Below are 14150 nucleotides of genomic sequence, written 5' to 3'. Positions count from 1 at the left end.
CATGAACCAGAAATATATGATTTATATGTACCTGCTGAAGGCCAGAACCTTCATCGCCCTGCTGCTGGTGATCGCATTCTTCAGCGTGATGGTACCGAACTTCCTGACCGCCTCTAACCTGCTGATCATGACCCAGCACGTGGCGATTACCGGCCTGTTGGCCATCGGTATGACGCTGGTGATCCTCACCGGCGGCATTGACCTGTCCGTCGGCGCGGTGGCGGGGATCTGCGGGATGGTCGCGGGCGCGCTGCTGACCAACGGGTTGCCGCTATGGAACGGCGACATCATCTTCTTTAACGTCCCGGAAGTGATCCTTTGCGTCGCGGTCTTCGGCGTGCTGGTGGGGCTGGTTAACGGCGCGGTGATTACCCGCTTCGGCGTCGCGCCGTTTATCTGCACCTTAGGGATGATGTACGTCGCCCGCGGCTCCGCCCTGCTGTTTAACAACGGCAGTACCTACCCGAACCTCAACGGCATGGAAGCGTTGGGCAATACCGGTTTCGCCACGCTGGGCTCCGGTACCCTGCTCGGGATTTATCTGCCGATCTGGCTGATGATCGGCTTCCTGGTACTGGGCTACTGGCTGACCACTAAAACGCCGCTCGGCCGCTACATCTACGCTATCGGCGGCAACGAATCCGCCGCTCGCCTCGCCGGCGTACCGATCGTCAAAGCCAAAATTTTCGTCTACGCCTTCTCCGGCCTGTGCGCCGCCTTCGTCGGCTTGATCGTCGCCTCCCAGCTACAAACCGCGCACCCGATGACCGGCAACATGTTTGAGATGGATGCCATCGGCGCCACCGTGCTCGGCGGTACCGCGCTGGCTGGGGGCCGCGGCCGGGTGACCGGCTCGATTATCGGTGCCTTCGTGATCGTCTTCCTTGCCGACGGCATGGTGATGATGGGCGTTAGCGACTTCTGGCAGATGGTCATTAAGGGCCTGGTGATCGTCACCGCCGTTGTCGTCGACCAGTTCCAGCAGAAACTGCAGAACAAAGTCATCCTGATGCGCCGCCATGAAGAGAAACTGGCCGCCATCCCGCCGAACGGCGCCACCTCCAGCTAATCGGCAACCGTATTCACGTATTCCGCCGGGCCTGACGCCCGGCTTATCGAAAGGGAAAAAATATGCAACGAGATTTCCATAATAAAACGGTGGTTATCACCGGCGCCTGCCGCGGCATCGGCGCAGGTATTGCGGAGCGCTTTGCCCGCGACGGCGCTAATCTGGTGATGGTCTCCAACGCCGAGCGCGTTCACGAGACCGCCGAAATCCTGCGTCAGCGCTATCAGGCGGATATTTTATCGCTGCAGGTCGATGTGACCGACGAAGCCCAGGTACAGTCGCTGTATGAGCAGGCCGCTGCGCGCTTCGGCACCATTGACGTCTCCATTCAGAACGCCGGGGTGATCACCATCGATTACTACGATCGGATGCCAAAAGCCGATTTTGAAAAAGTGCTCGCGGTTAACACCACCGGCGTGTGGCTGTGCTGCCGCGAGGCCGCTAAATATATGGTGAAACAGAACCACGGCAGCCTGATTAACACCTCTTCCGGCCAGGGGCGTCAGGGCTTTATCTACACGCCGCACTACGCCGCCAGCAAAATGGGCGTGATCGGTATTACCCAAAGCCTGGCCCACGAACTGGCGCCGTGGAACATCACCGTCAACGCCTTCTGCCCCGGCATTATTGAGAGCGAAATGTGGGATTACAACGATCGCGTGTGGGGAGAAATTCTCAGCACCGAGCAAAAGCGTTACGGCAAGGGCGAACTGATGGCGGAATGGGTCGAAGGGATCCCGATGAAGCGCGCCGGTAAGCCGGAAGACGTAGCCGGGCTGGTGGCCTTCCTCGCCTCCGATGATGCACGTTACCTCACCGGGCAGACCATCAATATCGATGGCGGTTTGATTATGTCCTGAACGCGGTAGCCCGGATAAGGCGCTACGCGCCGCCATCCGGGAAACCGGGCTTCCGACGTTCGACACTATATTGAAGAGAGTAATCACTATGATCGGCAAAGACTTTGCACAGCAGCTGTTTAACCTGCAGGAGCGCGTCGCTTTCGTGACCGGCGCCGGCAGCGGCATCGGCCAAACCATCGCCTGCGCGCTCGCCAGCGCCGGCGCGCGGGTGGTCTGTTTTGATCTTCGCGACGACGGCGGGCTGGCGGAAACGGTCAGCCATGTTGAATCCATCGGCGGCCAGGCCTGTTCTTATACCGGCGATGTCCGCCAGCTTGCCGACCTGCGCGCCGCCGTTGCGCTGGCCAAAAGCCGTTATGGCCGCCTCGATATCGCCGTTAACGCCGCCGGTATCGCCAACGCCAATCCGGCCCTGGAGATGGAAAGCGAGCAGTGGCAGCGGGTTATCGACATCAACCTCACCGGCGTATGGAACTCCTGCAAAGCAGAAGCGGAATTGATGCAGGAGTCCGGCGGTGGGTCGATTATCAATATCGCCTCGATGTCGGGGATTATTGTTAACCGTGGCCTCGATCAGGCGCATTACAACTGTTCGAAAGCCGGCGTTATTCATCTGTCGAAAAGCCTGGCCATGGAGTGGGTTGATAAAGGGATCCGCGTCAACGCCATCAGCCCAGGCTATACCGCCACGCCGATGAATACCCGCCCGGAGATGGTGCATCAAACCCGCGAGTTTGAAAGCCAGACCCCGATGCAGCGCATGGCGAAGGTAGAAGAGATGGCCGGCCCGGCGCTGTTCCTCGCCAGCGACGCCGCCTCATTCTGCACCGGCGTGGATCTGGTGGTCGACGGTGGGTTTGTCTGCTGGTAAAACCGGTCTTGCCCCGGCTAACGATGCACAAGCCGGGGCGTTTTCTTTCCGCACGCACCTCTCCCGGCGCAATTTTCTTCAGCCGTCTTGCACATCTATGCAGAGCACATGATGGATCATGAAGATGGCTCATGCAGTATTGAAATTAACTCTCTTTCACTCACTCAATGACTCTGGCAAAAATAGTCTTCAGCAACTGCAGACAATATGAATGCTACTGAATAATAAATCCAGATAAATCGCAAGGTCATTCTGGGAATGTGAAATACCTGCATTTTTATATCAGAACCCAGGGTGGAAAGAGACGATGACAGACTTTACCTTTACGATTAAACGTAGTCGTTTTGATGAACACTATAACCCGGCGGAAAATACGCGTATTACCACCAATTTTGCCAACCTGGCGCGGGGCGAAAACCGTCAGCAGAACCTGCGCAATGCGCTGGCAATGATTGATAATCGCTTTAATAACCTGGTGCAGTGGGACAACCCGAACGGCGACCGCTACTCCGTCGAGCTCGATATCATCTCGGTCGAAATGAATATTAGCGATAACGGCCATAATGCGGCATTCCCGGTGATTGAGATTCTGCAAACCAATATTATTGATAAAGCCACCAACGCGCGAATCGAAGGTATTGTTGGGAATAACTTCTCCTCTTATGTGCGCGATTATGATTTTAGCGTATTACTGCCGGAATATAATAAAGATAAAGCAACATTCAGCGTGCCGGAAAATTATGGCGTTCTGCATGGCAATATTTTCAAACATTTCATACGCTCTGCCGAATACCATGAATGTTTTAAAAAGTCGCCGGTCATCTGCCTGAGCGTATCTAATAAGCATACCTATCGCCGGACCGGCAATCAGCACCCTATTCTCGGCGTCGAGTACCAGCAGGATGGCGTGGCGCTGACCGAGGCCTATTTCAATAAGATGGGCCTGCAGGTGCGTTACTTTATGCCGGCCAATAGCGTAGCGCCGCTGGCCTTCTTCTGCGCGGGCGATCTGCTCAGCGATTACAGCAACCTTGAGCTTGCCAGCACCATCAGCACCATGGAGACGTTCCAGAAGATTTATCGCCCGGAAATTTATAACGCTAACTCCGCGGCCGGGCAGTGCTACCAGCCGAACCTGAATAATCAGGATCATTCGTTGACCCGGATTGTTTATGACCGCGAAGAGCGTAGCCGCCTGGCGATTGAACAGGGCAAATTTACCGAACAACAGTTTATTAAGCCGTACCAGCATATTCTTGAGCAATGGTCAGCTCATTACGCTCTCTAAATCATAAAAAAATAAAGGTCACCTGTATGAAAACATTGCTCCCGACATCCACCGCAGGCAGTTTACCGAAACCGACCTGGCTGGCGCAGCCCGAGACGCTGTGGTCACCGTGGAAATTACAGAATGAAGAGTTGGTATTAGGAAAGCGCGATGCGCTGCGTTTATCGCTCGACGATCAGCTGCGCGCAGGCATTGATATCGTCAGCGATGGCGAGCAGACGCGTCAGCACTTTGTCACCACCTTTATTGAACATCTCAGCGGCGTCGATTTTGAGAAACGGCAAACGGTGAGAATTCGCAACCGCTATGACGCCAGCGTGCCGACCGTCGTCAGCGCCGTCGAGCGCCAGCAGCCGGTGTTTGTCGAAGATGCGAAATACCTGCGTCAACTCACCAACAAACCGATTAAATGGGCCCTGCCGGGGCCAATGACCATGATCGATACGCTGTATGACAATCACTATAAAAGCCGTGAAAAGCTGGCCTGGGAATTTGCCAAAATTCTCAACCAGGAAGCCCGGGAATTAGAAGCCGCCGGGGTAGATATTATTCAGTTTGATGAACCCGCGTTTAACGTCTTCTTTGATGAAGTCAATGACTGGGGGATCGCCGCGCTGGAAAGAGCCGTTGAAGGGCTGAAATGCGAAACCGCCGTGCATATCTGCTATGGCTACGGTATTAAGGCCAATACCGACTGGAAAAAAACGCTCGGCTCCGAATGGCGCCAGTATGAAGAGGCGTTCCCGAAACTCCAGACCTCCTCTATCGATATTATTTCGCTGGAGTGCCACAACTCGCGCGTACCGATGGACCTGCTGGAGCTCATCCGCGGCAAGAAAGTGATGGTCGGAGCTATCGATGTGGCGACCAACGCCGTTGAGACGCCAGAAGAGGTGGCCAGCACGCTACGCAAAGCCCTGCAGTTCGTCGACGCCGACAAGCTCTATCCATCAACCAACTGCGGCATGGCGCCGTTATCGCGTCAGGTCGCCAGCGGTAAGCTACATGCGCTAAGCGCCGGGGCGGATATTATTCGCCGGGAGCTGGCGGCGAAATAATCGCCGCCCGCCGTTCACTTCTGAAAATAAAACAGGATCCGCTCACATCTGGATCCTGTTGTTAGCTATGGCTTCCTCAAAGAAAGAACGACTAAGCGCTAGTTAATCTTATCAATTTTAGGCGGCTGCCAGGTTCCATCCAGAATCGGTTTCTCTCCCCAGTATGCGCGAATATAGAGCGAGAATGTCCCATCCGGCGCCGGAAGCCAGTTGTTGATTTTGTCTGCAGCCGGACGATCTTTGCTGACGTAAAGCGTCAGCGAGCCATCATTATTAAATTTGAGATCCTTATTCTTGGTACCCAAAGAATAACGATTAAGCTCATTCGGGCTGAAGAGATGCTTACTGTTATACAGTGTCAGCGACCAGAAGCCTTTCACCGGCGGCAATTCGCCTTTCGGGAAAGTAACGGTATAAGCATGATCGCCCGAAAGCTGAACGCCGCCCGCATCATTATCCGTGTAGAAATATTGCGTTTCGTCCGGCTTATTATCGAACATATTCGACTTCGCGGTGCCGGTACGGTTGTAGTAATCAACACCAAACTGGGCATTGTTCTTCGAACGATTCCAGCCGTTGCCTGCCGGAACACCGTTATTTTTCCATTTAAAGAACTCGGCGATAACCGTTTTATCGGTCTCAACGGCAGCTTCATCCATCCACTTACGGATTTGCGGATCTTTCTTACCAGCTTCAATCAAATGACGATACTGGGCGTACATCGCCTCTTCACCCGGCAACGGCGCAACTTTATTCAGTACATTCGCTAGCTGATCGAAATATTTTTCCGGAACCACCCATTTCGTTTCACCGGCATTTGGATCCGGTTTATCGCCAATTGCCGGAATTTTCGCGTATTCATAAGACTTCATTTTGCCGTTGAATTCGCTGAGCGGGTACGACATCACCTCTTTAATTGGCGCCTGGATAGCGGCGCGATCTTCCGGTGTATCATCCATCTGGATACGCGGGATCATATTCGCCATCTCGGTAGACGAATGGATCACCCCGTTAAAACCTTTCGGCGTTTCGCCTTTCCAGTTTGGCCCGACAAGCAGATAGAAACCCGGTTTAGTCGCGTAAGGTTTACCGACGTTACCGATTTGGTTAGTACGCGCATCATAAATTGCATATACCCAGAAACGATCGCCAAAATCAGGCACCTGAATGACAACCGGCTCTTTATCGAGTTCATAAAAACCTAATCCATATGCCACGTCCTGGTTAGGACAGGTGACAAAGGTCTCCTGCGGTTTGATGTAGTCGGTCAGCATGCTCAACTGACCCATCGGCGCCACCGGAACCATCCCGCCATTAAGCGCTGGGTAAGGTGCTTTAGTGATGGTTTCACGACGGTTAAACTGGTTCACCATCGGCCACCCCCAGATATAGGCCTGCTGAGCGATTGCTTTCACGTAGGCCTCAGGCATTTTGACATCGGTCGGCGTAGTCGCTAACTGGTCAAACTGAGTGGGGTGAGGGATAGTTAACGGCGCCGATTGTGCCGCCGCGCCAGCGCTGAACGCCAATGCGGTCAGCAGCGCCAGAGATTTGAGTTTCATCATTTTTCCTTTCTTATTCATTTATTTGTCTGAACCAGATCGTCAGGTACCCAGGTCTGATCGTAGAAACCGTCTTCGGTGCCATATAGCCTGAGGGCAACGAGGAAGTTGCGATCCGGTACCGTCTTGATAAAGGCGTTATCCGCCACACCATCCGGTTTTTGCGGACCAAACCAGATATCAATCGAGCCGTCGCTGTTTTTCGGCAGATTGTAATAACCATTGGTGGATGGCAGTAACTGGTCGGTTTCCGGCATAGTGCCATCGGTAATGTTGTAAGCCGTTACTGCCCAGAACAATGCGGCTGGCGGATTAGGCGGCAGATGCAGCTTATACGTATTGCCGCCGTTGAGGAATTTGCCCTCTTTGTCCCGGGTGGTATAAGGATATTTCGAACCCGCCCCCGTGGTATGCATCACCATCGCCGCTGCGCTGGAATACGCAATCTGGAAGAACGCCGCGCGCTGATTTTCATCCAGGGTACCGTATTGCATCCACTCTGCGGTTGCGCCTGCCCAGGAGTTCTCGTACTGGCGGTCTTTGTAGTACAACTGACGCTGATCGTCTCGTCCAACCTGACGACGGGCGAGAATCATCCGCGGCGCCGTTTCCACTGCTTTCTTCAGCAGTTCTTGCTGTTTCGCCGTAGGCTTAAACGGTTTTCCTTTAACAATACCGATACTCAATAACGCGCTGCGGGTATCTTCCGGGATTGCGGTCAGCGGTTCGTAGTCGACAAAATCTTTTAGTTTTTTCCAGTAGTTGCTGTCCGTTGGGTACATCATGTTGACACGCTTACCGCTGGCATCCGGGAACTGCATTGGTTTGACTTCTTTTTCAACATCCCAGAGCGGATAAATACGGGTAGTTTCCGCATTTTTGACCGCCGGCGCCGGGTCAGGTTTGCCCTCTCCTTTACCCATAATGGTGCGGAAGAACAGGAATACGTTGTAGGTGGAAGATTTAAATGCGTAATACCCCTACGGAACTGGGCCGTTATAATCTGGCGGTAACAGCAGATATAACCCACCGCGAGCACGATCGGGACCAATGGCGCCGACATCGGTGATAGTTTTCTGGAAGAAGTCCGTAAACATGCCGATGACATTTGCCGGAGCCTTAATCACCAGTGGACCCGTTTCTTTCAGATCCAGATAGCTCATGGAATAGATAACATCACCATTTGGCGTGGGCACCACCGCCCGGCTGTCCATACGCTCCTTCCAAATTGGCAGCACGTTGTAGCCTTTGCCGAATGCCGCTTCTGAACCATCGCGTAAACCAATAGTGTTCAACAGAGGCAGCGTCTGAATGTAGGCGTGGATAGCATCCTGATAATAGAGCTCATCGCTTAGCGATTGCGCTTCCTGTTGTGGTAGCCAATTGCCGTTATTTAATTGCTTCATCAGCGGTGAAAGCGGCGCACTGGCTGGGGCTGCAAACGCCGAACTATTGCTAAGGCAAGCAAACAGCACTGCGCTTGCGATAAGGCGCAGGGGCGGTTTTTTCTTGGTCATCATAAACTCCATCAGGTAAGCGTCAATCCACTAAGCGTAGACACTAATTCTCGAAAAAATATAGTGTTACTAACATTTGTGACGGCACGCTATGTAGCACTGGAAATGAGAAGTTAAGGATTGGATAGCCGTAACTCATCCAAACTCACTTAAGTTTAATGACTGAAGCATTTCAAAAAAGTCCCGGTGGGGACCTTTTGTAAAAAAAATGGCCTGGAGATTGATACCATGTCGCTAAACTGACATAGTGCTCTGTGCTCAGGAGGGACCGTATTGATGTTAGCCTTTGAAACTATTCATGAATTCTACCGCAAACAGAATTTTAGCGAACATCGTCACCGCGTGATCGAGGCAGGCATTCGATTTAATATGAAATCAAATGAAATCCTCAATATGGAGAAAAATTTTATTTACTATGTTGATACCGGGGTAATGTCTATCGCCGTTGATGACGATGAGCGAATTATCGGTACAACCATTGAATATATGCCGATTGGGCTTTTAGAAAGATTTTGCCCTATCGCTCAATTCCGTTACTCCGCGCTCACCCCAACTTCCATGATTAAAATTTCTCAACAAGAGTTTGATCGGATATTTTTTGGCAATACAAAAGAGTATATGCAAGAACTTGCAGCAATCCTTTCGTATATGCTGATTTTTATTCTGGATGTGCATGTAGAGCGCAGAACAGACTCTGGCTATCATACTATCAAGGCGATGTTGCATCGTTACATGTATCGTAGAAGCGTTAATTCATTTGAAAGGGAAGGCATTGCCAATTTTATTATTCGTAGAACCAACCTTTCCAGAAGCTATGTTTTCCGTGTTTTGGCAGAATTGAAAGAAGGTCAATACATTACAATACAGAAAGGAAAATTGATCGCTATTAACCGGAAGCTACCCAATGATTTTTAACTAACCGGGGATCGCCCCCCAATAAATAAAAAACATTCAAAACCCACCTACGCCTGGGGCGCCAATCCGCTAGCAAACTCTCAATATTTTAATTCTTCATGATAATAATCTAACTGACTGAACTTCGGATTAGCCCGATAGTAGATCACGGGCACCTCTTTTCCCACATAAACCTTAGCGCGATCCACCGTATTAATAGTCATAAACTGATTGGCCTTGCTATAAAGTTTACCTTCGACACTAAAGCTATACGTTAATACAATACTCACCTCGCCACGATCGTTCGGCGTTTTAGGGTAGTAAGTCACGATACTGGCGCGGGTCGCTACGGGATCCCTTTTGATCATCCAGTAGAGGAAAAAACCTCTGGAAAAACAGAAGACAACCGCGGCCATCATCGCATAGAAGGGCCCCCAAATAATGATCCCTGAATATTTTTCCATTATATTTCTCATGTACTGATTGTTATTGTTAATAGTGCGATTTATACGAATTTAAAACGTGATATCGTTGTCGTCCCTGGAAGCAATCCTGCAGGACTCATTATTTCATTTCATTATTTGCAAATAACGATATTTAAGCGTAGATACTCCCCCATGACTATATGACAACCAGTAATAACACAAATAAAACAATTTAATTAAGCACAAATAGTACATTAAATGGCTATTTAATAATTAAAGCTGTAAATTGACAATGTATTAGATTGCAAAAAAAGGGCGTCATTTATTACATGACGCCCTGGTAAAAGCGGGTTTACATTCCAGGGAAGGTGACGCTATTCCCCGGCGCTTCCCTGTGTAGATGAATAAAGTTCAGGTGTCGCTCGTACTGGTCGAGAATATCGGTGATCACCTGCTCTTTGCTGTAATCCATCAGGTCATTGCCCTGGCTCCCCTCCAGCAGGAAAGTCTCAAGACGGTAGTAGGTCGATTTGCCGCTGCGCGCCCGGTAGGTAAAACCAGGAATCGAGTACTGCTGCGGCCAAATCTGGTAGACGAAGTTTTGTTCGTCGCCCATATGCACCAGCAGATCGAGGTGACCAAGGTTATCGCCCTCTTCCGGCGGCAGGCTTTTCAGCTCAACGTAAGCGCCGCGCAGCTTCAGCTCCTGCGCCACCTCTTCCATCGCCGGGAAGCACACCGTCTCCATCATCTGGCGGGTATAGCGCGTGCCAGGATAGTTCATTAAGCGTGACAAGCGCTTTTTCCAGCTCAGACGATCCTGCACGCCCAGCGGGCGCGGCGCAGTGTCGCGATTGGCGCTTTCGCGGCGATAATCCTCCACCTTCAATGACTTATATAACCCCGCCATCACGAAGAAAATCACAAAGCTGAACGGTAGCCCCATGATCACCGTCGCGTTCTGTAGCGCGGAGATGCCGTTAGTCATCAGCATACCGAGGGTCAACAGGCCAATCACCACCGACCAGAAGATGCGCAGCCAGTTCGGCGCATCGCTATTAATATCCTTCAGCTTCGAAGTGAAGTTGCCGAGCACCAGCGCGCCGGAGTCCGCTGAGGTGACGTAAAACAGCAGGCCGGTAATGGTGGCGACCGAGGCGCTAAAGGTAAACGCCGGATACTGCGCCAGCAGGTTATAGAAACCGCGCTCCGGGTGAGCGATGGCTTCGGCGGCAAAATCCGCATTGCCGTGAATAATTTCATACAGCGCGCTATTGCCGAATACCGACAGCCACAGCAGGGTGAAAGTGAACGGAATAATCAGCGTACCGACCACAAACTGGCGAATGGTGCGCCCGCGCGAAATACGCGCTAGGAACAAGCCGACAAACGGCGACCACGCCACCCACCAGGCCCAGAAGAATAGCGTCCAGTTATTCATCCATTCAACCGGACGGTCGAAGGCGAAGCTGTTTAGCGTCATTCCCATAAAGCGATTGACGTAATCCCCGACGTTCAATACCAGCGCATTGAGCAGGAACTCGGTATCGCCCATAAACAGAATGAATAAGATCAGCCCCAGCGCCAGTACCACGTTGAGCTCGGAAAGGATGCGAATGCCCTTATCCACGCCGGAGGTCACCGAAATGGTGGCGATAATCACCGACAATACAATCAGCGCCGCCTTTGCTCCCAGGGAATCAGGAATATGGAACAGCACGCTCAGACCGTAATTGAGCTGCACCACGCCGATACCGAGGGTAGTGGCGATGCCGAAAATCGTACCGATCACCGCGGCGATATCGACGCTGTGGCCGATGGGGCCATTAATCTTTTTCCCGAAGATAGGATAGAGCGCGGAGCGGATGGTGAGCGGCAAATTATAACGATAGCTAAAGTATCCCAGCGCCATTCCCATCAGGGCGTACATCGACCAGCCGGTGAGGCCGTAGTGGAATAGCGTCCACACCATCGCCTGGCGCGCCGCTTCCATGGTCTGCCCCGCCCCTTCCGGCGGCTGCATATACTGCGTGACCGGTTCGGCGACCGAGAAGAACATCAGGTCGATGCCGATACCGGCGGCAAACAGCATCGCCGCCCAGCTCAGCACGCTGAACTCCGGCTTCGAGTGTTCCGGCCCCAGCTTCACCGAGCCAAAGCGCGAACAGGCAATACAGACGACGAATACGATATACAGCGTGGCGGCGAGTAAATAATACCAGCCAAATGTCTTAGAAACCCAGTTCAGGGTACGGCCAATCCAGGCCGCGGAAAAATCGCTGAAGAAGATAGTCATCAGGGAAAACAACAAAATCAGTCCTGCGGAAGTGTAAAAAACCACCGGATTGATTTTGTCCTTTTCTCTGCTCGGCGAAAGGTCTGTCATCCATTCTCCTTACATTTATTGCAACTATTAAAAAGCAAATCGGCAACAATTAAGACACATTTTATATTGAACGTCCAATCAAAAACCGCTTTAATAGATAAACAAATCTGATGAATGGAGTCCGGGAAATGCCAAAACTGGGGATGCAATCGATACGTCAGCGGCAGCTGATCGACGCCACGCTGGCGGCGATTAATGAGGTCGGCATGCATGACGCCACCATCGCGCAGATCGCCCGCCGGGCGGGCGTATCGACGGGCATCATCAGCCACTATTTCAAGGATAAAAACGGACTGCTGGAAGCGACGATGCGCGACATCACCGGCCAGCTACGCCATGCGGTGTTACAGCGGCTGCGGGCGCTACCCGGCGCCAGCGCTGAACGGCGTCTGCGGGCCATCGTCGCCGGCAATTTCGATGACAGCCAGATAAGCGGCGCGGCGATGAAGGCGTGGCTCGCCTTCTGGGCCAGCAGTATGCATCAGCCGATGCTCTATCGCCTGCAGCAGGTCAGCAGTAAGCGTTTGTTGTCGAACATCGTGTATGAGTTTCAGCGTCAGCTACCCCGCGAGCAGGCGCAGGAAGCGGGTTACGGTCTGGCGGCGCTGATCGACGGCCTGTGGCTGCGGGCGGCGTTAAGCGGTAAACCGCTCGACAAAACGCGTGCCGAAACTCTCGCCGACCATTTTATCAGTCAGTATCTGCCACCGACTTCGCAATAATGGAGGAAACCATGTCCCGAATGGCCGAACAGCAGCTTTATATTCACGGCAAGTTTGTCGCCGCCACCAGCGATAAAACTTTCGAGACCATCAACCCTGCCACTGGGGAAGTGCTGGCAACCGTCCAGGCCGCCGGGCGTGAAGACGTCGACCGCGCGGTAAAAAGCGCCCAACAGGGGCAAAAAGTGTGGGCGGCGATGAGCGCGATGGCGCGCTCGCGGATCCTGCGTAAAGCGGTTGATATCCTGCGCGAACGTAACGATGAGCTGGCGCGTCTGGAGACGCTTGATACCGGCAAACCGCTGAGCGAAACCGCCGCCGTCGATATCGTGACCGGCGCCGATGTGCTGGAGTACTACGCCGGATTGATCCCGGCGCTGGAAGGCAGCCAGATCCCGCTGCGCGACAGTTCCTTTGTTTACACCCGCCGCGAGCCGCTTGGCGTGGTCGCCGGTATTGGCGCCTGGAACTACCCGATCCAGATAGCGCTGTGGAAATCGGCCCCGGCGCTGGCCGCCGGTAACGCGATGATCTTTAAACCGAGCGAAGTCACTCCGCTCACCGCGCTGAAGCTGGCGGAAATCTACCGCGAAGCGGGTCTACCGGAAGGGGTCTTCAACGTCCTGCCGGGAATCGGCGCCGAAACCGGCCAGTACCTGACTGAGCATCCGGATATCGCCAAAATCTCCTTCACCGGCGGTGTCGCCAGCGGCAAAAAAGTCATGGCCAACTCCGCCGCCTCTTCTTTAAAAGAGGTGACCATGGAGCTGGGCGGTAAATCACCGCTGATTATCGCGGAAGATGCCAACCTCGACCTCGCCGCCGATATCGCCATGATGGCTAATTTCTACAGCTCCGGTCAGGTCTGCACCAACGGCACCCGCGTGTTTGTGCCCGCGAAGTTTAAAGCCGAATTTGAACACAAGATCCTGGAGCGCGTGGGCCGTATCCGCGCCGGAGACCTGTTTGCCGACGATACCAACTTCGGCCCGCTGGTCAGCTTCCCGCATCGGCAGAATGTCCTGCGCTATATCGAGAGCGGCAAAAGCGAAGGCGCTCGCCTGCTGTGCGGCGGCGATGTGCTGAAAGGCGAAGGCTTCGATAATGGCGCATGGGTCGCTCCGACGGTCTTCACCGACTGCACCGACGACATGACTATCGTGCGCGAAGAGATCTTCGGACCGGTGATGTCGATTCTTAGCTATGACGACGAAGCGGAAGTGATTCGCCGCGCCAACGCCACCGAGTACGGCCTTGCTGCTGGCGTCGTCACGCCGGATCTGAACCGCGCTCACCGCATCATCCACCAGCTGGAAGCCGGCATTTGCTGGATCAACAGCTGGGGCGAATCGCCGGCGGAAATGCCGGTCGGCGGCTATAAACACTCCGGCATTGGCCGAGAAAACGGCGTGATGACGCTACAGAGCTATACCCAAGTGAAATCCATCCAGGTTGAGATGGGTCAGTTTCAATCCATATTTTAACCAGGAGGTCA

The 14150-nt window shown here is 53.0% G+C and carries 13 protein-coding genes; 8 read left to right on the top strand and 5 right to left on the bottom strand.

Features of this window, described 5'->3' with window-relative positions; translation table 11 throughout:
- The first annotated feature begins 1 nt into the window (after position 1).
- The 5 genes from ABLU86_RS01815 to ABLU86_RS01795 all read left to right on the top strand — a co-directional run bounded on the left by ABLU86_RS01815 (position 2) and on the right by ABLU86_RS01795 (position 5149).
- Positions 2 to 1069, top strand: a complete 1068-nt coding sequence (locus tag ABLU86_RS01815; RefSeq protein WP_032712823.1) for an ABC transporter permease — start codon at positions 2 to 4, stop codon at positions 1067 to 1069.
- 62 nt (positions 1070 to 1131) lie between these two features.
- The gene (locus ABLU86_RS01810) at positions 1132 to 1929 is read left to right on the top strand and encodes an SDR family oxidoreductase (protein WP_045361948.1); all 798 of its coding nucleotides are present in this window, start codon (positions 1132 to 1134) and stop codon (positions 1927 to 1929) included.
- 88 nt (positions 1930 to 2017) lie between these two features.
- Positions 2018 to 2803, top strand: coding sequence for an SDR family oxidoreductase (locus tag ABLU86_RS01805; RefSeq protein ID WP_015367791.1), 786 nt, complete (start codon positions 2018 to 2020; stop codon positions 2801 to 2803).
- A gap of 307 nt (positions 2804 to 3110) precedes the next feature.
- The gene (locus ABLU86_RS01800) at positions 3111 to 4091 is read left to right on the top strand and encodes a DUF1852 domain-containing protein (protein ID WP_045411852.1); all 981 of its coding nucleotides are present in this window, start codon (positions 3111 to 3113) and stop codon (positions 4089 to 4091) included.
- A gap of 26 nt (positions 4092 to 4117) precedes the next feature.
- Positions 4118 to 5149: a methionine synthase gene (locus ABLU86_RS01795; RefSeq protein ID WP_015367793.1), complete on the top strand. Its 1032-nt coding sequence runs from the start codon at positions 4118 to 4120 to the stop codon at positions 5147 to 5149.
- A gap of 98 nt (positions 5150 to 5247) precedes the next feature.
- On the opposite strand, the gene ABLU86_RS01790 is transcribed toward ABLU86_RS01795, so the two are convergent.
- The 3 genes from ABLU86_RS01790 to ABLU86_RS01780 are packed head-to-tail and all read right to left on the bottom strand — an operon-like array spanning position 5248 to position 8231.
- Positions 5248 to 6711 carry a DUF1254 domain-containing protein gene (locus tag ABLU86_RS01790; RefSeq protein WP_171830088.1) on the bottom strand — a complete coding sequence of 488 codons (1464 nt, stop codon included), beginning with the start codon at positions 6709 to 6711 and terminating at the stop codon, positions 5248 to 5250.
- Positions 6712 to 6728: 17 nt separating this feature from the next.
- Positions 6729 to 7634: a DUF1214 domain-containing protein gene (locus ABLU86_RS01785; protein WP_348796168.1), complete on the bottom strand. Its 906-nt coding sequence runs from the start codon at positions 7632 to 7634 to the stop codon at positions 6729 to 6731.
- A gap of 57 nt (positions 7635 to 7691) precedes the next feature.
- Positions 7692 to 8231 carry a DUF1254 domain-containing protein gene (locus ABLU86_RS01780; protein ID WP_348796167.1) on the bottom strand — a complete coding sequence of 180 codons (540 nt, stop codon included), beginning with the start codon at positions 8229 to 8231 and terminating at the stop codon, positions 7692 to 7694.
- A 273-nt stretch (positions 8232 to 8504) separates the two neighbouring features.
- On the opposite strand from ABLU86_RS01780, the gene ABLU86_RS01775 reads away from it, so the two are divergent.
- Positions 8505 to 9143, top strand: a complete 639-nt coding sequence (locus tag ABLU86_RS01775; RefSeq protein ID WP_020079389.1) for a helix-turn-helix domain-containing protein — start codon at positions 8505 to 8507, stop codon at positions 9141 to 9143.
- A gap of 80 nt (positions 9144 to 9223) precedes the next feature.
- Here the strand turns inward: ABLU86_RS01775 and ABLU86_RS01770 are convergent, their stop codons facing one another.
- Both ABLU86_RS01770 and betT read right to left on the bottom strand, forming a co-directional pair.
- Entirely contained in the window at positions 9224 to 9586 is a 363-nt protein-coding gene (locus tag ABLU86_RS01770) for a hypothetical protein (RefSeq protein WP_171830065.1), read from the bottom strand.
- 313 nt (positions 9587 to 9899) lie between these two features.
- A complete protein-coding gene (gene betT / locus ABLU86_RS01765; RefSeq protein ID WP_015704693.1) occupies positions 9900 to 11933 on the bottom strand; it encodes a choline BCCT transporter BetT in 2034 nt (677 codons plus the stop codon).
- 128 nt (positions 11934 to 12061) lie between these two features.
- On the opposite strand from betT, the gene betI reads away from it, so the two are divergent.
- Positions 12062 to 12655, top strand: a complete 594-nt coding sequence (gene betI / locus ABLU86_RS01760; RefSeq protein ID WP_015367796.1) for a transcriptional regulator BetI — start codon at positions 12062 to 12064, stop codon at positions 12653 to 12655.
- Positions 12656 to 12666: 11 nt separating this feature from the next.
- Positions 12667 to 14139, top strand: a complete 1473-nt coding sequence (betB, locus tag ABLU86_RS01755; RefSeq protein ID WP_045388609.1) for a betaine-aldehyde dehydrogenase — start codon at positions 12667 to 12669, stop codon at positions 14137 to 14139.
- Positions 14140 to 14150 lie beyond the last annotated feature (11 nt).

The organism is Klebsiella sp. JN_Kp121 (assembly GCF_040062145.1).
Lineage (GTDB): Bacteria > Pseudomonadota > Gammaproteobacteria > Enterobacterales > Enterobacteriaceae > Klebsiella > Klebsiella aerogenes.
This window is presented reverse-complemented; position numbering and strand designations above follow the sequence as displayed.